This is a genomic window from Streptomyces thioluteus, from assembly GCF_039535865.1.
Map to the genome: position 1 here is coordinate 1 of NZ_BAAAXZ010000006.1, position 19,464 is coordinate 19,464.

Here is a 19,464-nt window from a genome sequence, read left to right on the forward strand (position 1 = left end):
CGGGCGCCGCGCCCTGGCTGCTGCTCGCCGGCCACCTCGCCGTCGGACTGCTCGCCGCCGCCTGGCTCGCCCGGGGCGAGCGGGCCCTGGTCCGGCTGCTGCTCGCGGCCGCGGCGGCCGCCTTCCGGCCGCTGCTCCCGGCCCTCGGGGCCGTGCCGGCCCGGGCCCCGCAGGACCGGGCCGTCCTCCCCGTCCGCCGCCCGGCGGCCCCGTCCGGGCCACCGCTGCTCCACTCCGTCGTCCGGCGCGGGCCACCCGCCGTGCCCGTCCTCGCCTGACCCGGAAGACCCATCGAGCACGGAGCGGTACCACCATGAGCAAGCGCAACACCTGGGAGAACAAGCAGTCCGCCGCGAGCGGCTGAAGGCCGAGCGCGAGCGCGAGGCGAAGAAGGCGAAGACCCGCCGCCAACTGGTCGTCGGCGGCTCGCTCGTCGGCGTCCTGGCCGTCGCGGGCGGCATCGCCTTCGCCGTGACCCAGCTGGGGCGGCGGCAGCGGCAGCAACGCGGAGTGGACGGCCGCCGCCAAGAAGACCCTCGTCAAGCCGGCCAACACGACCGGCGAGAACGGCACCGAGATCGTCATCGGCGACAAGAAGGCCAAGCACACCCTGGAGGTCTACCAGGACATGCGCTGCCCGATCTGCTCCGTCTTCGAGCAGAACGTCGGCCCGACGATCGACAAGGACGTCAAGGACGGCAAGTTCAAGGTCTCGTACCACATCGGCGCCTTCCTCGACCGGAACATGGGCGGCACCGGCGCCAAGAACGCCCTCAGCGCCGTGGGCGCCGCGCTGAATGTCAGCCCGGAGGCGTTCGCCGAGTACAACAAGGCGCTCTACGCCAAGGAGAACCACCCCGAGGAGACCAAGGACGACTTCGCGAAGGGACGACTACCTGCTGAAGATCGCCCAGCAGGTCCCGGCCCTCAAGGGCAACAAGGACTTCGAGAAGAACGTCAAGGACGGCACCTTCGACAAGTGGGCCCTGGAGTATGTCCGACGCGTTCGACAAGAACAAGGACATCACCGGCACACCCCACCATCAAGCTGGACGGCAAGAAGCTGACGGCCGAGGGGAGCGAGAACCCGCCGATGACGGGCGAGCAGTTCACCTCGGCGGTGAACGCCCGGCTCAAGTGATGCGCTGATCCGTCCGCGACCGGACTCCCGTCCCCCGAGTGATGCCGAATCTTGACACGACAATTACGGCGTGTCGTGGCACACTTCCCGGTTATGAGGGGGACGGGAGTTCGGTTGCGGGCGCTGCGCGCCGGGCTGTTCACCTGCATTGTGCGTGACCCTCTCCGCCGCCTCCCCACGTCCTGCTCACCCGGCTGCCACTGCCGGTGTCCACCGTCGCCCTGCTGTCGGCCGCGTTCTTCGCGGTCGCCTACGCGCTGGCCGGCCGTGAGCGGGGCTTCTGGCACATAGCCGGGCTGCTGGTCCCGCTGGAGCTGGCCGCGGACACCGTCTTCACCACCGGTCAGCACGCCTGTTACGGAGCGGCGGGCGGCCCGGTCGCCGGCCCGCTGCGCTCCATGGGCATCGACCTCGTCTGCCGCGGCGGCGAGGTCGGCACCCCGTTGGCCCGCATGGCCGCGGGCCGGGACACCGTGGGGACGCTGGATTCGGCGCTCCCCTGGCTGCTGCTCGCCGGCCACGTGGCCGTCGGCCTGCTGGCCGCCGCCTGGCTGCGCCGCGGCGAGGTGGCCGTGGCCCGGCTGCTGCGCGCGGTGGCCTCCTTCGCGTTCCGCCCGCTGCTGCTGGCGGCCGCCGCACTGGGCGCGGCCCTGCAGCCCGGCGGGGCGATCGTGCGCCCCGCGCGCGACGCTCTCCCCGCGCCCGCGCTTCCCCTGCTCGTGCACTCCGTCGTACGGCGCGGACCTCCTCCGGCGCTCACCGCCTGAGCAAGAGGTCCCCAACCCCCGTACACCACCCGGAGAAGACATCATGAGCAACCGCAACAAACGCCCAGAAACAAGCAGGCCGCGCGCGACCGGCTGCGCGCCGAGCGCGAGCGCCAGGCGAAGAAGGACAAGACCCGCCGCCAGTTGCTGGTCGCGGGCTCCCTCGTCGTCGTCCTCGCCGTCGCGGGCGGTATCGCCTACGCCGTGACGCAGATGAACAAGACCGAGGACGGCCCCTGGCAGGCCGCCGCGAGCAAGCCGCTCGTGAAGCCGGCCGGCACCTCGGGCGAGAACGGCACCGAGCTCGTCATCGGCGACAAGAACGCCAAGGAGACGCTCACCGTCTACGAGGACCCGCGCTGCCCGATGTGCTCGGCCTTCGAGCAGAATTCGGGCAAGAAGCTCCGCGAGGACGTCAAGGACGGCCGCTACAAGGTCCGTTTCGTGATCGCCAACTTCCTCGACGACAACCCCGCCATCAAGGGCACGGGTTCGAAGAACGCCGTCAGCGCGCTGGGCGCGGCTCTCGACGTCAGCAGCGAAGCGTTCCTCGACTACAAGGAGGCACTGTACTCCAAGCGCAACCACCCCGAGGAGACGGACGACGCCTTCGCCGACGACAAGAAGCTCCTCGACATCGCCCAGCAGGTCCCGGCCCTCAAGGGCAACAAGGACTTCGAGAAGAACCTCAAGGACCACATCTTCGACCGCTGGGCGCTGGAGCTCGGCAAGCTCATGGGCAAAGACGGCGTGAAGGGCACCCCGGCCCTCGTCCACAACAAGAAGCAGCTGACCGTGCCGGGCACGGAGAACCCTCCGATCATGTCGAAGCAGTTCACCGCCGTGATCGACGCCGAATTTGGCCCGCGCAAGAAGTAGCGCAAAATAGAATTCAGCACAGGGAAGCAATAAGCGTTGCGGGTGGGCTGGACCCGAAAGCCGAGTCCAGTCCACCCGCGACATCACCTGATCAAACTCCGCGAGCTGATACGCACGCTCACCCAGCCCCCGGAATCAGTCAGCAAGGGCCAGCATCCCACGTATAGCCCGTACCATTGGGCTTAGTTACGATCCATCTCGCAAACTTGTAGTCATGCTTGTAAACCCACTTCTGCCAAGAGAAGTACCATCCATTTTTCTTCTCGCTTATTGGCGCGCACCATCCACCCGTAGGGGACTGGGCATCAGCACTGGCACTGGGTGCTGTCGAGATACCAATACCCACGGCAAGCAGTGCAGCACAAGCACCGGTTACCGCCCGCCGACTCAGCGACGACCGCACATTTCCTCCCTGCTTTAATTTCCACTACAACAACACCGAACACACTATCGAGCAACTAGACATGTCGGCGATCTCATTTCAGCCAAAACTCTGCCGGAATCACGGTTGACTATTCGAGTTCGGCGACTCTGCGGCCGACCAGACGCTTGGCCTTAGTCCGGGCACCTTCGACATGGACGACGTCCTGCCAATGACACCGCCAGCGAATTTGGAGGCAACTTTCACATGTCGCTGCGGTGAAAATAATAATGGCGGAGTCAGCGGAGACACGAGCGCGAACCGCCGGGCGCGTTTTCGACCCAGAACGCCGAGGCGGTCCGGCCGGCACCCACAAGGGGCTATTTGCATGTGGATCCGGATACGCGCCGCCGATAAAAACTTCGCAGATCCGTTCCGGCAGCCTGATCAAACTGCCTAGCCATCCCACCAGCCAGCGATTACCTCAGTGCTGACGGAGGGACTGTCGGGCTGCCGGACGGCATCTGCCCTGCACGGATGCACCAACTATTCCTCTTGATGTTGGAGTTGACTGGCCCCGGGTTCAACTACTCCTGCTGAGGCAACAAGATCGGACAAGTGATGGAACGCGACCGCAATCTCATCCAACTTCGCCCGCCACACGGCGGGTTGGAGTGGGACGCCAAGCCAAACGCGATTCGTTCGGCGACCCTTGAAGAAGCCCTCAGCGCTAAGGTGAAGACCGCGAACGACCAACCGAGGTGGGGCAAGTGAGCGCACACACCGTGATCCGGTTCGCTGACTGGGCCATCGCCCCCCGAAGCGGCGTCAGAAGCCCCAAATGTCATCCACGAGTTGGAGTGCACCACCTGCGGAGCCCTCTCCGGAGCCAATGAAGAATTCGAATAAGTACGCGACTGGGTATTCCGCCACGCCGGACGTCACCCCTCCCACACCCGGTACCGCGATATCATCCACCGATTCTGGAGGGCCACCCTCGCGAGGTGACGAACGCCCAGCAGACACCTGCCTCAGCTGCTCCCCCCGTCAGGTGAGGACGACCAGCAACCCGGCAGGGATCCGGCCCCCCCACCAGGCTCCGGCGGGGGCAGCTTCACGCTCTGCATTCATCGCCGAGGATGGTGAGGTGAGCGCAGAACAGGTCAGGTCCGGCCGTCTCTCTACTCCTCCTATTGCACAGGCGCGAAGTGACCAGGCGTCAAGAAGGTGACCTGTGCGGCCGTCTCCCGCCCCCACATTACCCGGGCATTACCAAAGCGTTAAGGTAATCGCCCGTGAATCTCCCCATATCCCGCCGCACCCTCGTCACCTCCGCCGCAGCGACGGCGACGCTGCTGGGCGTCTCCCCGGACCGCGCAGCCGACGGTGACCGGCCCGTCTTCCTCCACGGCGTCGCCTCCGGCGACCCGTTGCCCGACGGCGTCCTGCTGTGGACGCGCGTCACATCCGCCCCGGACGCCACTCCCGGCTCGGGCCGCGGGCCCGATGTGACGGTCACCTGGGAGGTGGCCGAGGACTCCGGCTTCCGTCGGATCGCCGCCACCGGCACCGTCACCGCGACGGCCACCTCCGACCACACCGTCAAGGCCGACGTCCGCGGACTGCGCCCGGCCACCGGCTACTTCTACCGCTTCGCGGCCGACGGCGCCGTCTCCCCCACCGCCCGCACGCGGACCGACCCGCCCCCGACGCGACGCCGGACGGGCTGCGCTTCGGCGTCGTCTCCTGCACCAACTGGGAGTCGGGCCACTTCTCCGCGTACCGCCACCTCACGGCCCGCCGCGACCTGGACGCGGTGCTGCACCTGGGCGACTACATCTACGAGTACCGGTCCGGCGAGTATCCCGCCGCCAAGTACGTCGTGCGCAAGCACGAGCCCGAGCACGAGATCGTCACGCTCGCCGACTACCGCGACCGGCACGGCCGTTACAAGACCGACCCCGACCTCCAGGCACTGCACCACGCGCTGCCGATGGTCGCCATCTGAGACGACCACGAGTTCGCCGACAACGCGTGGCCGGGCGGGGCCACCAACCACACGCCCGGCGCCGAGGGCGACTGGACGGCCCGCATGGCCGCTGCCAAGCAGGCGTACTTCGAGTGGATGCCCGTCCGCCCCTCCGTCGTCGGCACCACCCACCGCCACCTGCGCTTCGGCCGCCTGGCCGACCTGCACCTGCTGGACCTGCGCTCCTACCGCTCACAGCAGGTGAAGTCGGGCAGCGGCGCGGTGGACGACGCCTCCCGCCCCCTCACCGGACGGGCCCAACTGGACTGGCTCAAGGCAGGCCTGGCCGCCTCAGACACCACCTGGCGGCTCGTCGGCAACCCCGTGATGATGGCACCCGTCGCCTTCGGCGCCATGCCGGCCAACCTCCTCCGTCCGCTCGCCAAACTGCTGGGCCTACCCGGGGACGGCATCACCGTCAACTCCGACCAATGGGACGGCTATACGCACGACCGGCACGAACTGCTGGGACACCTCACCGGCCGGGCATCCGCAACACGGTCTTCCTGACCGGGGACATCCACATGGCCTGGGCCAACGACGTCCCAGCGAAGGCCGCGACGTACCCGCTGTCGCGTTCAGTGGCCACCGAGTTCGTCGTCACCTCGGTGACCGCCGATAACCTCGACGACACACTGCACGCCCTCCCGGCCGCCACCGCCATCAAGGCCGCGAACCGGCACGTGAAGTGGGTCGACGTGACTCCTCCCCCGGCTGAAGCCGGGGGCTTCTCGCTATGCCGGGTTGGCGTCGCGACGGACCAGCCCGGCCCGTAGAACGTTCACAGCGCCCACCGTGTCCGCGTGCGTGCTGTGGCCGCACGAGACGCAGTGGAACTTCTCCTGGGTGGGCCGGTTCTCCGCTGCGACGTGCCCGCATGCGGGGCAGGTCCGGGAGGTGTTGCGGGGGTCCACGGCGATCACTTCCCGTCCGGCACTTTCAGCCTTGGCGTGCAGGATCGTCAGGAACACCCCCCATCCGGCGTCCGAGATCGAGTGGTTGAGTCCGGCCTTCGCCGCGGCCCCGTTGGGCAGGAAGCTGCCTGGCTGTTCGGGGTCGGGCTTGGGTGCGGGGGCCTTGACCATGTTGCGGATCTTGAGGTCTTCGTGCGCGATGAAGTCGTGCTCACGAACGAGGTCAAGGGCGGTCTTGTGGGCGTGGTCGAGGCGTTGGCGGCGGACCTTGCGGTGCAGGTCGGCAACGCGCTGGACGGCGCACTGGTGGTTCTTGGTGCGCTTGTCCCGGCGGACGCGGGGGAAGCGGGCGAGGGCCCGCTGTGCGGCTTCGAGCTTCGCGGCGGCCTTCCGGCCGTGACGTGGGCTGGGGACGAATTCGCCGTTGGAGGTGGCGAGGAAGTTGACTATGCCCATGTCGATGCCGACCACGCTGCCGGTCGCGGGCAGCGGTTCGGGCTCGGTCTGTTCGGCGGTCAGGATGACGTACCAGCGTCGGCCTTCGCGCTTGACGGACACGGTCTTGACCTTGCCGACCACGGGCCGGTGCTGGTTGACCTTGACGTGACCGACGCCCTGGAGGCGGACGCGGGTGACGGGGTCGTGCGGAGTGGAGTCCCAGCGGCAGCCGTCACCGTTCCTGGGGAAGTCCACCGTGTCGAACCAGTTCACGCCCCGGAACCTGGGGTAGCCCGGCTTCTCGCCGGCCTTCACGCGCCGGAAGAACGCGGCGAACGCCTTGTCCAGGCGGCGCAAGGTCGCCTGCTGGGACGAGAACGACCAGCGGCCTTGACGGTCCGGGTCGAAGGCCCGGATCTCCTTGAGCTGGGCGGACTGATGCCCGTACTTGACCGAGGTCCTGGAGGTGTGCCGGTAGGCGTCGCGGCGTTCCTGCAACGCCCCGTTGTAGAGCGAACAGTGATCACGCAGCATCTCGCCGAGTGCTGCCGCCTGGCCCACGGTGGGCCGCATGAGGAACTTGTACGCACGGATCATCCGGCCCACCCCCTTCCCACGCCGGCTCGCCTGAGCATACTACCCTTGGCGTATGTCACCGCGCTGGGAAACAAACCCCGATATCCGCACCGGCCGCCACGTATCCTACAACCTCCACGCACACTTGGTGTTTGTCACCAAGTACCGCAAGGACGTCTTCGATGACGCCATGCTGAAACGGTGCGAGGAGATCATGCGGGAGGTGTGCGGCAGCTTCGAGACGGAGCTGAAGGAGTTCAACGGCGAACGCGACCACGTCCACCTGCTCGTGCGCTACCCACCGAAGGTGGCCCTGTCCAAACTGATCAACAGCTTGAAGGGCGTCAGCTCCCGCTATCTGCGCGCCGAGTACACAGACCGCATCAACCGCATCGGACTGGGCTCCGCGTTCTGGTCCCGCTCCTACTTCGCCGGATCGTGCGGCGGTGCACCACTCAGCACCGTCCGTCAGTACATCGAGAGCCAGAAGCGGCCTACCTGACCGTCACCGAAGAGACGCGGCGAACTCCGCCGCTGCCCGGCTCCGGGCCAAGGATGCGTTCCCTCCCCGGCTGAAGCCGGGGATACCCACGCAAGATCAGGGATGGACTCCCACGGCTACGGCGTCCTGGACGTGACGACGGAGCGGACGCAGATGGACTACTACGTCCTGAAGGACAAGCGGGACCGGAAGTCGGCGGCGTCGTGGGCGCGTTCGTATCGGACACTGTCCGGGACACAGCGAGTGGAACGGACGAAGTCGCCGGTGGGGTGACTGTCCGGCACCGGACGGGCCGATCAGCCCGTCCGGCGCTTGAATGCTTCGCCCAAAGGGGTGGGACAGGGGAAAACTCCCCCGGCGATCAGCTGGCCACATCCTCCAAAAACCCCAACGCCACCCTCCAAGCCCTCTCCGCCGCCTCCCCGTCAAAATCCGCCAGCCCCTCGTCCGTGAACAAATGCCCCGCACCCCCATACCGGTGCACCTCCACATCCGCCCCCGCCCGCCCCATCCGCAGGTACCACGCGTTCAGCCAGTCGTGCGGCTCGAACGGATCCGGATCCGCGACATGCAGCTGCACCGGCAGTTCGTCCACCGACGCGTCGTCCGCCAGGTCCGACGTCCCGTGGAAGAGCAGCAGCCCCCGCGCCCGTTCGTCCCCCAGCGCGAGGTTCTGCGCGATCGACCCGCCCAGCGAGAACCCGGCGTACACCAGCCCCCGCTCCGACAGCGGCGCCGCCGCGGTGATCGCGCGGCGGAGCAGCTCCTCGCGGCCGATCTCCTCCTTGATCGCCATCCCGTCCTCGACGGTCTCCGCCGTACGCCCCTCGTAGAGGTCGGGGACGTGCACCTCGTACCCGGCACCGCGCAGCCGCTCGGCCGCGGCGTGGACGGCCGGCCGCAGGCCGTACGCCGAATGGAACAGAACAATCGTGGTAGGAGACGCCACCGGAGTCACTTCCTTGCAGTGGATACGCGCCGGATCGGATCGCGTGGCCTCCATCGTGCCAGCTACGGTCGAAGGGGGCGCGCCCCGGCCGGACGCCGGAAGGAGCTGATGCCCATGGCGGAGGACGTGCTGCGTCCGCTCGCGGTCGTCGCCGGGGCCGTTCTCGTCACGATGCTGGTCGGCTGGGCCGCCGACCGCACGGTGCGCGGCATCGCCGAGCACCACCCCGAAGCCCCGCTGTGGCGGCTGCTGCGCCGCTGCCGGACGCCCCTGCGCCTGGTCCTGTGCGCGGCGCTGCTGCGCGCCGGCCTCGGTTCCGCCGGGCTCGCCGGCGGGTACGAGGACCCGGCCGGGCGGCTGCTGAACCTGGCCCTGATCGGCGCCTGCGCCTGGCTCGCGGTCCGCGTGGCCACCGCCGTCGTCGAGGCGGGGTACGCGCGCTACGCCGCGGGCGACCGCGACGCCGCCCGGATGCGCCGGGTCCGGACGCAGGTCACGCTGATCCGCAGAATCGTCACTGCGGCGATCTGCGTCGTCGCCCTCGCCGCGATGCTGCTGACCCTGCCCGGCATGCGCGCCGTCGGCACGTCCGTCCTGGCCTCGGCCGGGCTGATCGGCGTCGTGGCCGGCGTGGCCGCCCAGTCCACGCTGGGCAACCTCTTCGCGGGGCTGCAGATCGCCTTCGGCGACATGGTCCGCATCGGCGACACGGTGGTGGTCGGCGGCGAGTGGGGCACCGTCGAGGAGATCACGCTCACCTACATCGTGGTGACCACCTGGGACGAGCGCCGGATCACCATGCCGGTCTCGTACTTCACCGGCCGGCCCTTCGAGAACTGGTCGCGCGGCAACCCCCGCATGACGGGCACGGTCTTCCTCCACCTGGACCACTCCACCCCGCTCGACCTGCTGCGCGACCGGCTGCATCAGATCGTGAAGGACGCCCCGGAGTGGGACGGGCGGGCCTGGAGCCTGGTCGTCACGGACACCACCCCGACCACCCTCCTGGTACGGGCCCTGGTGACGGCCCGGGACGCCGACGACATCTGGACCCTGCGCTGCCTGGTGCGCGAGCGACTTGTGGAGTGGCTGTGGCGCGAGCACCCGTACGCGCTGCCGCGCGTCAACACCGCGCCCGCTCCGGGCCGGGCCGACGCGCCGGACCGCCGGCAGACCCCGCCGACGTCGGAGGACATCGGCCCGGGCCCGGGACCGGTGTGAGACCGGGTCACACACCCTCGCCAAAAAAGCACACGCCCCGGATCACATGCCCCTGAGGGAACGGACGTCCAGTTGCCGCAGCACCCGGTCGACGACCTCCGGGTCCATCCACGGCTCGCTGCGCGCGTCGAGCACCGCGTGCCGCGCCGCCGAGAGCAGATCGCCCTGGATGCGCTGGATGGTGCGCAGCCGCTGGACGCGCTGGGCGTGGGCCTCGCGCCGTTTCGTCGTCGACCATCTCGGGACTGATGCGGGCGCCGATGTCGTAGGCCCGCCGGTGCAGCATCTCCATCAGGTCCTCGGAGAGTTCCTCCTCCCGCTCGATCTCCAGCAGCCGGTGCCTGGCCGCCTTGGCGGCGCGGATGGCCAGTTGGCGCTCCAGCTCCCGGGTCCAGTCGGAGTCGGAGCGCACCCCGAGCAGCTTGACCAGCCGGGGCAGCGTCAGGCCCTGGACGACGAGCGTGGCCATGATGACGGCGAAGGCGATGAAGAGGATCTCGTCGCGGGCCGGGAAGGGCGAGCCGTCGGCCGTGGTCAGCGGGACGGCCAGGGCGAGGGCCACGGAGGCCACGCCGCGCATCCCGGACCACCACATCACGAGGGTCTCGCGCCAGTTCGTCAGGATCTCCTCGTCGACGTCACGGCCCTTGTGCAGCCTCTTGGCCAGCCAGGCGGCGGGCAGCAGCCACAGCAGCCGCACGCCGACCACGACGGCCGCGACGACGACGCCGATGCCGAGCATCTCGCCCCAGCGGCCCGCGGCGGTGCCGATGGCGTTGTGCAGTTCGAGGCCGACGAGGCCGAAGGCGACGCCGGTGACGAGGGTGTCGACGACCTCCCAGAAGGTGTGCCCGGCGAGCCGGCCCAGGACGTCGTCGGCGTCGGTCGCGAACTCGGCGAGGAAGAGCGCGGTGGTGAGCACCGCGAGCACCCCGGAGCCCTTGAGTTCCTCGGCGAGGACGTAGGAGACGAACGGCACCAGCAGCGTGAGCCCGATCTGGAGCGTCGCGTCGCCGAGGACGTCCATCAGCCGCTTCGTGCCCCAGCCGAGCAGCAGGCCGACCGCGACGGCCACCACGGCGGAGAACACCAGCTCGCCGACCGCCCTCGGCAGCGAGAAGCCGCCGCTGACGGCTGCCGCAATGGCCACGTGGTAGAGCACGATGGCGGTGACGTCGTTGAAGAGCCCCTCGCCCTCCAGGATGGAGACCAGCCGGCGCGGCAGCCCCAGGGAGCCCGCGACGGCCGTCGCGGCGACGGGGTCGGGCGGGGCGACGAGCGCGCCCAGCGCCACGGCCGCGGCGAGCGAGATCCCCGGCACGATGGCGTTGGCCACGGCGGCGACCGCGGCGGTGGTGACGAAGACGAGCGCGACCGCCAGCAGGAAGATCGGCCGCCGGTTGGCCGCGAACTGCCGCCAGGAGGTGCGCTGGGCGGAGGCGTAGAGCAGCGGCGGCAGCACCAGCGGGAGGATGAACTCCGGCGGGATGGCGACGTTCGGTACGAACGGCAGCAGGGCGAGGACGATCCCGCCCAGCGTCATCAGCACCGGCGAGGGCAGGCCCAGCCGGTCCCCCAGCGGCACCATCACGAGTGCCCCGAGCAGCAGGACGAACAGCAGGGCCAGCTGGTCCACGAGTGCCCTCCGCGCCGCGTGGGGAACAGTCGTTCACCTCAGCGTGCCACGGAACGGGCGCTACAGCTCCTTGGTCATCGCCCGGTGCGGGATCCCGCTGCCCTCGTCGAACTCCGGCCCGTGGGCCGTGTACCCCAGCCGCTCGTAGAAGCCGAGCGCGTGCGTCTGGGCCTCCAGGTACACCCGCTTCAGCCCGCGCCGCCGCGCCTCGTCCTCGACGGCCCGGACCAGGGCGGCGCCCCACACCCGTGCCCCCGCGCGGCGCGCACCGTGGCCAGCCGCCCGAGGACGGCCGTCACGTCGTCGTCCACGCCGGCCCGGCCGTACTTGCGCCGCGCGGGCGCGCCGTGCAGGAAGCGGACCGCACCGAGCGGCCCCGTCCGCCCCTCCGGCCAACAGATGGACGGCCTCGGCGTCGTAGGCGTTCCAGCTCCTCGGCCTCGGGGATCCGCTGCTCGCCGACGAACACCTCGCGGCGGACCGCGAAGCAGTCCGTCAGCTCGTCCGCCCCGGCGACCCAGGTCTGCACGGGGCCCCGGCTCACGAGCTCTCCGCGCGCACCGTCTCCAGCGCGTACCGCAGGTCCTCGGGGTACTCGCTCTCGAACTCCACCCAGCGGCCGTCCGAGGGGTGCTCGAAGCCGAGCCGCACGGCGTGCAGCCACTGGCGGGTCAGCCGCAGCCGCTTGGCCAGCGTCGGGTCGGCGCCGTAGGTGAGGTCGCCGACGCAGGGGTGCCGGTGGGCGGACATGTGCACCCGGATCTGGTGCGTGCGCCCGGTCTCCAGCTTGATGTCCAGAAGACTGGCGGCCCGGAACGCCTCGACGAGGTCGTAGTGCGTGACGGACGCCTTCCCGTCGGCGATCACGGCCCACTTGTAGTCGTGGTTGGGGTGCCGCCCGATGGGAGCGTCGATCGTCCCGCTCATCGGGTCCGGGTGGCCCTGGACGAGCGCGTGGTAGCGCTTGTCGGTGATCCGCTCGCGGAACTGGTGCTTGAGGTGGGAGTAGGCGCGCTCGGACTTGGCGACGACCATCAGGCCGGAGGTGCCGACGTCCAGCCGGTGCACGATGCCCTGGCGCTCCGCGGCGCCGGAGGTGGAGATCCGGTAGCCGGCGGCGGCCAGGCCGCCGATCACGGTGGGGCCGGTCCAGCCGGGGCTGGGATGCGCGGCCACCCCGACCGGCTTGACGATGACGACGATGTCCTCGTCGTCGTGGACGATCTCCATGCCCTCGACGGGCTCGGCGACGACCTGCACCGGCGCGGGCGGCGCCGGCATCTCGACCTCGAGCCAGGCCCCGCCGGTCACCCGGTCGGACTTCCCGGCCTCGGCCCCGTCGAGCTGGACCTTGCCCGCGGCCGCGAGCTCGGCCGCCTTGGTCCTGGAGAACCCGAACATACGGGCGATGGCGGCGTCGACGCGCTCGCCCTCCAGACCATCGGGTACGGGCAGGGCGCGGATCTCGGGAATGGTGCTCACCCGTCGAGTATGCAGGACGGGTGAGGACGGCCCGTACCCACGGTGTTCAGTCCCGGTGGACCGAGCCGTCCGGGTCGAGCCCCCGGAAGGAGAGAATCACGATGAGGAAACCGCCGCAGACGATCGCCGAGTCGGCGAGGTTGAAGACCGGGAAGCGGCCGACGGCGATGAAGTCCACCACGCCGCCCTCGAAGCCGCCGGGCGCCCGGAAGAGCCGGTCGGTGAGGTTGCCCAGCGCGCCGCCCAGCAGCATGCCCAGGGCGATGGCCCAGGGCAGGCTGTAGAGCTTGCGGGCGATGCGGGCGATCACCACGATCACCGCGGAGGCGATGACCGTGAAGACGATGGTCATCGTCTCGCCGATGCCGAAGGCGGCGCCGCGGTTGCGGATCACGTTGAACTGCATCCAGGTGCCGATGAGCTCGACCGGGTCGTGGTGCTCCAGCTTGGCCACCACGGCCAGCTTGCTCAGCAGGTCGATGAGGTACGCGCAGACCGCGACCGAGAACAGCACGCCGATCCGGCGCCTGCCCCGGGGGGCACCGCCGCCGGCCGCCGGCCCGCCGGTCTCCTCGACGTCCCCCGGCGCACCGGTGGACCTTCCGGTCTGCTCCGCCTCTGTCACGTGAGTCCTTCGCTCCAGCCCGTCGCCCGCGCACTGCTGTGTCCGATGGGGCTCGGGTGCACTGCCCGGCCGATGACGAGGGTACGGCACGCCACCCCTCCGGGGTCAGCGACGTTCCTGCCGCTGCTTGCACTCGACACACAGCGTCGCCCGGGGAAACGCCTGCATACGGGCCTTGCCGATGGGCCGGCCGCAGTTCTCGCAGAGCCCGTACGTGCCCGCGTCCAGCCGGCCGAGCGCGCGCTCGGTCTGGTCCAGCATCTCGCGGGCGTTGGCGGCGAGCGCCAGCTCGTGCTCGCGCGCGATGTTCTTCGTCCCGGTGTCCGCCTGGTCGTCCCCCGCGCCGTCGCCCGAGTCCCGCATCAGCCCGCTGACCGCCTCCTCGGCGGTGTGGATCTCGCCGTTCAGCCGGCGCACCTCGCCCTCCAGGGACGTCGCGGGCCTCGGCGACCTCGGCGGCCGTCCACGGCTCCTCCCCCGGCCGCACCGCCAGCTCCCCCTTTCCCCGCGCCGCGGGGACCTTGGCGAGGACGTCCTCGGTCTTCTCAACAGCCACGGTCCCGACTCCCGTCTCCTCGGGGACTCCCGCCGCCGCGGCCTTGCCGGCATGAGCGGCTTTCCCGGCCGCTGCCTTCTTGGTCACGGCCTTCTTGGTTGCGGCCTTCTTCGCCGGGGCCTTCTTGGCCGGAGCTTCCTTGGCCGGGGCCGCGGACTTCGCCGGCACGGACCCGGCCTCGGCGGCCTTCGCCGTCCCCGCCGCCTTCTTCCCGGTGGTCTTCTTCACTGCCGTCTTCCGTGCCGTCTTCTGCGCCGCGGCACCACCGGCCGCGGTCTTTTGCGCGGGAGCCTTCTTCTCCGCGGCCTTCTTCGTACCCGCGGTCGCCTTCGCGGCGCCCGCACCCCCGGACGCCACCTTCTTGGCCGACGCCACCTTCTTGGTCACGGTCTTCTTCGCCGAGCCGGCCGCCGCCACGGCCACGGCCGCGCACGCCTTCGCCCCCTTCGAGGATTCCTGCGCCATGGCCGCGACCCCTTCACATTTTATGATCTTGCGGGCGAATCGTGCGGGAACGATAAATCGCCCCAAGGCACGCGGCAACGGGGCACGCCGGTCCCCACCCTTGTGCCCCGCTCCCGGCCCCGTAACCGAAGGCGCGGACCGGGGCGCCGGCCGGAGCCGATATCCGGTCGGCCGGGACGGGCCACGCCCCGTACACTGGGCTCAGCGAAAGGCGTGGAAGGGACCAGTAACGCCGTACGCAGCCATCAGCGACCCGGGGACGGTGCGAGCCCGGGGGTGTGCGCGGCGCGAAGATCAGCCCGGAGCCGCCGGAAGAACGCCCTGCACAGGGTCAGTAGAACCGGCATCGCGACCCCAATGAGGGGGCCGGGGGCCATACGGCCCGCGGCCAAGGAGGGTGGTACCGCGGGAGCGAGCAACGCGCCTCTCGTCCCTCCGACGGACAGCGCACAACCGTCCCGCCGGAGGAAGCCGATGACGCAGTACCGCCAGGTACCCGCTCAGGTCGATCTGCCCGCCCTGGAGCACGCCGTGCTCGAGTTCTGGCGCGAGCAGAAGATCTTCGCCCGTACGCTCGAACAGTCCGAGGGCCGCCCCGAGTGGGTGTTCTACGAGGGCCCGCCCACGGCGAACGGCATGCCCGGCGCGCACCACATCGAGGCCCGCGTCTTCAAGGACGTCTTCCCGCGCTTCCGCACGATGCAGGGCTACCACGTGGGCCGCAAGGCCGGCTGGGACTGCCACGGCCTCCCCGTCGAGCTCGCCGTCGAGAAGGAGCTCGGCTTCTCCGGCAAGCAGGACATCGAGGCGTACGGCATCGCCGAGTTCAACGCCAAGTGCCGCGAGTCCGTGACCCGGCACACCGACGCGTTCTCCGAGCTGACCACCCGCATGGGCTACTGGGTGGACCTGGACGACGCGTACCGCACCATGGACCCGGACTACGTCCAGAGCGTCTGGTGGTCGCTGAAGGAGATCTTCGACAAGGGCCTGCTGGTCCAGGACCACCGCGTGGCCCCCTGGTGCCCCCGCTGCGGCACCGGCCTGTCGGACCACGAGCTGGCCCAGGGCTACGAGACGGTCGTCGACCCGTCCGTCTTCGTCCGCTTCCCACTGACCTCCGGCCCGCTCGCCGGCGAGGCGTCCCTCCTCGTCTGGACGACGACCCCGTGGACGCTGGTCTCCAACGTCGCCGCCGCCGCGCACCCGGACGTCACCTACGTCGTGGCCACCGACGGCGCCGAGAAGCTGGTCGTCGCCGAGCCGCTGCTGGAGAAGGCCCTCGGCGAGGGCTGGACGGCCACCGGGCAGTCCTTCACCGGCCGCGAGATGGAGCGCTGGGCGTACCGCCGCCCCTTCGACCTGGTCGAACTCGAGAACGCCAACTACGTCGTCAACGCCGAGTACGTGACGACCGAGGACGGCACCGGCCTCGTCCACCAGGCCCCGGCCTTCGGTGAGGACGACCTCAAGACCTGCCGCGCGTACGGCCTGCCGGTCGTCAACCCGGTCCGCGCCGACGGCACCTTCGAGGAAGAACTCCCCCTCGTCGGCGGCCAGTTCTTCAAGAAGGCCGACGAGGCGCTCACCGCCGACCTCGACGCCCGCGGCCTGCTGTTCCGGCACGTCGCGTACGAGCACAGCTACCCGCACTGCTGGCGCTGCCACACGGCGCTGCTCTACTACGCGCAGCCCTCCTGGTACATCCGCACCACGGCCATCAAGGACAAGCTGCTCGCGGAGAACGAGAAGACCAACTGGTTCCCGGACTCCGTCAAGCACGGCCGCTTCGGCGACTGGCTGAACAACAACATCGACTGGGCGCTGTCCCGCAACCGCTACTGGGGCACCCCGCTCCCCATCTGGCGCTGCGAGGACGACCACCTCACCTGCGTCGGCTCCCTCGCCGAGCTCACCGAGCTCACCGGCACCGACCAGAGCGGCCTCGACCCGCACCGCCCGTACATCGACGACGTCACTTTCCCTGCCCCACCTGCCGGCAGACCGCGACGCGCGTCCCCGAGGTCATCGACGCCTGGTACGACTCGGGCTCCATGCCGTTCGCCCAGTGGGGCTACCCGTACAAGAACAAGGAGCTCTTCGAGAAGCGCTACCCGGCGCAGTTCATCTCGGAGGCCATCGACCAGACCCGCGGCTGGTTCTACACCCTGATGGCCGTCGGCACCCTCGTCTTCGACAAGTCGTCGTACGAGAACGTCGTCTGCCTGGGCCACATCCTCGCCGAGGACGGCCGGAAGATGTCCAAGCACCTGGGCAACATCCTCCAGCCGATCCCGCTGATGGACCAGCACGGCGCCGACGCCGTCCGCTGGTTCATGGCGGCAGGCGGCTCCCCGTGGGCCGCGCGCCGCGTAGGCCACGGCACGATCCAGGAGGTGGTGAGGAAGACCCTCCTGACCTACTGGAACACGGTCGCCTTCAGGCCCTCTACGCACGCACCGCCGGCTGGTCCCCCTCCGCCGCCGACCCGTCCCCGGCCGACCGCCCCCCTGCTGGACCGCTGGCTGCTCGGTGAGCTCAACACCCTCACCGACCAGGTCACCCAGGCCATGGAGGCCTACGACACCCAGCGCGCCGGCAAGCTGCTGTCCGCGTTCGTCGACGACCTGTCCAACTGGTACGTCCGCCGCTCGCGCCGCCGCTTCTGGCAGGGCGACGCCGCCGCGCTCCGCACCCTCCACGAGGTCGTGGAGACGGTCACTCCGGCTGATGGCCCCGCTCGTCCCCTTCATCACCGAGCGGGTCTGGCAGGACCTGATCGCCCGGTCGCCCCGGACGCCCCGGAATCGGTTCCACCTGTCCACCTGGCCGACCGCCGACACGTCCCTGATCGACCCGGAACTGTCGCGCCAGATGACCCTGGGTCCGCCGCCTGGTCGAACTGGCCGCGCCACCCGCGCCGAGTCCGGCGTGAAGACGCGTCAGCCGCTCTCCCGCGCCCTGGTCGCCGCCGCCGGCTTCGAGTCCCTCTCCGCCGAACTGCGCGCCCAGATCACCGAGGAGCTCAACGTCTCCTCCTTGGCCTCCTCTCCGAGGTGGGCGGCTCCCTGGTCGACACCACCGCCAAGGCCAACTTCCGTGCCCTGGGCAAGCGGTTCGGCAAGGGCGTCCAGGCGGTGGCCAAGGCCGTCGCCGCCCGCGGACGCGGCGTCCCTCTCCCTGGCCCTGCGCGAAGGCAACGCCTCGGTCGTCGTCGACGCGAACAGGTCTCCCTCTCCCCCGACGAGGGTCATCATCACCGAAACCCCCGCGCGAGGGCTGGTCGGTGGCCTCCGACTCGGGAGCGACCGTCGCCCTCGACTGGAGATCACCCCGGAGCTGCGCCGCGCCGGCCTGGCCCGCGACGCGATCCGCCTCATCCAGGGGGCCCGCAAGAACAGCGGCCTCGACGTCGCCGACCGCATCGCCCTCCGCTGGCAGTCCACCGACGAGGAAGTCCGCACGGCCCTGACCGACCACTCCTCCCTCATCGCGGACGAGGTCCTGGCGACGGACTTCGCGACGGGCGAGGCGGACGCGACGTTCGGCGCTCCGTTCGAGGACGAGCCCCTGTCCTGACGTTCCGCTCCGCAAGGCGTAACCGCACCTTTTCACGTTCCTCAAACGCCGGATGGGCTGGATAGCCCGTCCGGCGTTTGAGGACAACCGCGCGGAGCGCGGTTGCGGGGTCCGGGGCGGAGCCCCGGAAGAAACGGTGAAAGGGCGGGCCAGGGCACCCCCCCCCACAGCAACCACCCTGCCACGGGCACACAAACGGGCCGGGCCCTGGGAGTTCCCAGGGGCCCGGCCCACATTGCCCGACGACAAGCGCCCTAGAGGGCGCAGCCCGTCAGTTGTCGTCCTCGTCGATCAGGAAACCCACGCATCGGCGAAGGCGCCTGCATCGGCTGCGGCCCCTGCGGCCGCACCGGAGCCATCGGCTGCGTCATCGCGGGCGACATCTGCTGCTGCCCGCCGTACGACGGGTTCGCCGACTGGCCCGGACCGCTGCCCATGGACGAGTTGCCGCCCATGCTGTGGCCGCCCATGCCCGCACCGGCCGATGCCATGGACCCGCTCATCGAGGGGCCGGCGGCAGCGACGGCGCGCCGGAGGCGCGCGGCGGGGCCAGCGAGTCGTCCGCCTGGTTCTCCAGCTGACGCAGCTGGCTCTCCAGGTAGGACTTCAGCCGCGTGCGGTACTCGCGCTCGAAGCCGCGCAGGTCCTCGACCTTGCGCTCCAGCGTGGCGCGCGCGGACTCCCAGCGAGCCCATCGCCACGCGGTGCTTCTCCTGCGCGTCCCGCTCCAGCGCGTCGGCCTTGGCGCGGGCGTCCCGCTCCAGGCCCTCGGCACGGCTGCGGCCTCGCCGACGATCTTGTTGGCCTCGGAGCGGGCCTCCGCGATCGCCTGATCGGCCGTCTGCTGAGCGAGCGAGAGCACGCGGGCCGCGCTGTCGCCGCCCGGGCCCTGACCCGGCTGGGGCAGCTGGGGACCGGGGCCGCCCATCGGACCGCCCTGACCCATCGGCCCGGGACCACCCTGACCCATGGGGCCGGGACCGCCCTGGCCCATCGGACCGCCCATGGGGCCGCCCTGGCCCATGGGGTTCTGCCCCATCGGACCGCCCATCGGGCCGTTCTGGCCCATGGGGTTCTGCCCCATGGGACCCGCGCCGTGCGGGCCCTGGGGACCGTGGCCGTGTCCGCCCGGCCCGGCCGGCAGCTGCGGGGCACCGCCCGGCAACTGCGGCGGGCCGCCCATCTGCTGCTGGTTCGGCGGCACCGGCTGCGGGCCGGATATGGCGGCGGGCACGGGAGCCCCGGGACCGGTCCGCTGGTCCTGCGGCTCCGGCTTGCGCATCCCCTGCTGCTGTTCTGCGCCGCGGCACGGGTCGCCGCGCCAGCTTGGCGCGCAGGTCCTCG

Annotated in this window: 9 protein-coding genes and 12 pseudogenes; 13 read left to right on the forward strand and 8 right to left on the reverse strand. The window is 70.4% G+C overall.

The genetic code is table 11. The features are described 5' to 3' along the window. The 7 genes and pseudogenes from ABD794_RS00775 to ABD794_RS00800 form a co-directional block, all read left to right on the forward strand. Nucleotides 1–278: pseudogene (locus tag ABD794_RS00775) on the forward strand (hypothetical protein); the annotation flags it as partial. A gap of 35 nt (nt 279–313) precedes the next feature. Next, nucleotides 314–1,141, forward strand: a pseudogene (locus tag ABD794_RS00780) (thioredoxin domain-containing protein). Between the two features lie 93 nt (nt 1,142–1,234). Further along, a pseudogene (locus ABD794_RS00785) lies at nt 1,235–1,908 on the forward strand (hypothetical protein). A gap of 93 nt (nt 1,909–2,001) precedes the next feature. Then, a complete protein-coding gene (locus ABD794_RS00790; RefSeq protein ID WP_344960362.1) occupies nt 2,002–2,787 on the forward strand; it encodes a thioredoxin domain-containing protein in 786 nt (261 codons plus the stop codon). Nucleotides 2,788–4,003: 1,216 nt separating this feature from the next. Next, nucleotides 4,004–4,156 (forward strand): annotated as a pseudogene (locus tag ABD794_RS19255) (DUF7848 domain-containing protein). Between the two features lie 287 nt (nt 4,157–4,443). After that, nucleotides 4,444–4,785 (forward strand): annotated as a pseudogene (locus ABD794_RS00795) (PhoD-like phosphatase N-terminal domain-containing protein); the annotation flags it as partial. A gap of 89 nt (nt 4,786–4,874) precedes the next feature. Further along, nucleotides 4,875–5,953, forward strand: a pseudogene (locus tag ABD794_RS00800) (alkaline phosphatase D family protein). Here ABD794_RS00800 and ABD794_RS00805 read toward each other — a convergent pair. After that, on the reverse strand, nt 5,912–7,126 hold the full coding sequence (locus ABD794_RS00805; RefSeq protein WP_344960356.1) for an RNA-guided endonuclease InsQ/TnpB family protein: 1,215 nt from the start codon (nt 7,124–7,126) through the stop codon (nt 5,912–5,914). The pseudogene ABD794_RS00800 and the gene ABD794_RS00805 sit on opposite strands and share 42 nt — an antisense overlap. A 52-nt stretch (nt 7,127–7,178) precedes the next feature. On the opposite strand from ABD794_RS00805, the gene tnpA reads away from it, so the two are divergent. Together tnpA and ABD794_RS00815 are read left to right on the forward strand one after the other, a co-directional pair. After that, nucleotides 7,179–7,607, forward strand: coding sequence for an IS200/IS605 family transposase (gene tnpA / locus ABD794_RS00810; protein WP_344960357.1), 429 nt, complete (start codon nt 7,179–7,181; stop codon nt 7,605–7,607). Between the two features lie 102 nt (nt 7,608–7,709). Continuing rightward, nucleotides 7,710–7,880, forward strand: a pseudogene (locus ABD794_RS00815) (alkaline phosphatase D family protein); the annotation flags it as partial. A gap of 88 nt (nt 7,881–7,968) precedes the next feature. On the opposite strand, the gene ABD794_RS00820 reads toward ABD794_RS00815, so the two are convergent. After that, nucleotides 7,969–8,556, reverse strand: coding sequence for a dienelactone hydrolase family protein (locus tag ABD794_RS00820; RefSeq protein WP_344960358.1), 588 nt, complete (start codon nt 8,554–8,556; stop codon nt 7,969–7,971). A gap of 108 nt (nt 8,557–8,664) precedes the next feature. Here ABD794_RS00820 and ABD794_RS00825 point away from each other — a divergent pair, with 108 nt between their 5' ends. Further along, nucleotides 8,665–9,777 (forward strand): mechanosensitive ion channel family protein, encoded by a 1,113-nt coding sequence (locus ABD794_RS00825; protein WP_344960359.1) that lies wholly within the window; start codon nt 8,665–8,667, stop codon nt 9,775–9,777. 42 nt (nt 9,778–9,819) lie between these two features. On the opposite strand, the pseudogene ABD794_RS00830 reads toward ABD794_RS00825, so the two are convergent. The 5 genes and pseudogenes from ABD794_RS00830 to ABD794_RS00850 all read right to left on the reverse strand — a co-directional run bounded on the left by ABD794_RS00830 (nt 9,820) and on the right by ABD794_RS00850 (nt 14,541). Beyond that, a pseudogene (locus tag ABD794_RS00830) lies at nt 9,820–11,413 on the reverse strand (Na+/H+ antiporter). A gap of 60 nt (nt 11,414–11,473) precedes the next feature. Then, a pseudogene (locus ABD794_RS00835) lies at nt 11,474–11,957 on the reverse strand (GNAT family N-acetyltransferase). Continuing rightward, the gene (locus ABD794_RS00840) at nt 11,954–12,895 is read right to left on the reverse strand and encodes an RluA family pseudouridine synthase (RefSeq protein WP_344960360.1); all 942 of its coding nucleotides are present in this window, start codon (nt 12,893–12,895) and stop codon (nt 11,954–11,956) included. Before ABD794_RS00840 ends, ABD794_RS00835 begins: the two are co-directional and overlap by 4 nt. A gap of 46 nt (nt 12,896–12,941) precedes the next feature. Further along, complete coding sequence (lspA, locus tag ABD794_RS00845; RefSeq protein WP_344960361.1) at nt 12,942–13,520, reverse strand: signal peptidase II; 579 nt, start codon at nt 13,518–13,520, stop codon at nt 12,942–12,944. Nucleotides 13,521–13,625: 105 nt separating this feature from the next. Beyond that, nucleotides 13,626–14,541: pseudogene (locus ABD794_RS00850) on the reverse strand (TraR/DksA family transcriptional regulator). Between the two features lie 474 nt (nt 14,542–15,015). On the opposite strand from ABD794_RS00850, the gene ABD794_RS18435 reads away from it, so the two are divergent. From ABD794_RS18435 to ABD794_RS18445, 3 genes and pseudogenes are all read left to right on the forward strand, one after another. Continuing rightward, nucleotides 15,016–16,713 (forward strand): isoleucine--tRNA ligase, encoded by a 1,698-nt coding sequence (locus ABD794_RS18435; protein ID WP_425585890.1) that lies wholly within the window; start codon nt 15,016–15,018, stop codon nt 16,711–16,713. Continuing rightward, nucleotides 16,596–17,192 (forward strand): annotated as a pseudogene (locus ABD794_RS18440) (class I tRNA ligase family protein); the annotation flags it as partial. The gene ABD794_RS18435 and the pseudogene ABD794_RS18440, both read left to right, overlap by 118 nt. A gap of 79 nt (nt 17,193–17,271) precedes the next feature. Next, nucleotides 17,272–18,120, forward strand: a complete 849-nt coding sequence (locus tag ABD794_RS18445) for a DUF5915 domain-containing protein (protein WP_425585891.1) — start codon at nt 17,272–17,274, stop codon at nt 18,118–18,120. Between the two features lie 271 nt (nt 18,121–18,391). Here the strand turns inward: ABD794_RS18445 and ABD794_RS00860 are convergent. Further along, nucleotides 18,392–19,464, reverse strand: a pseudogene (locus tag ABD794_RS00860) (cell division protein DivIVA); the annotation flags it as partial.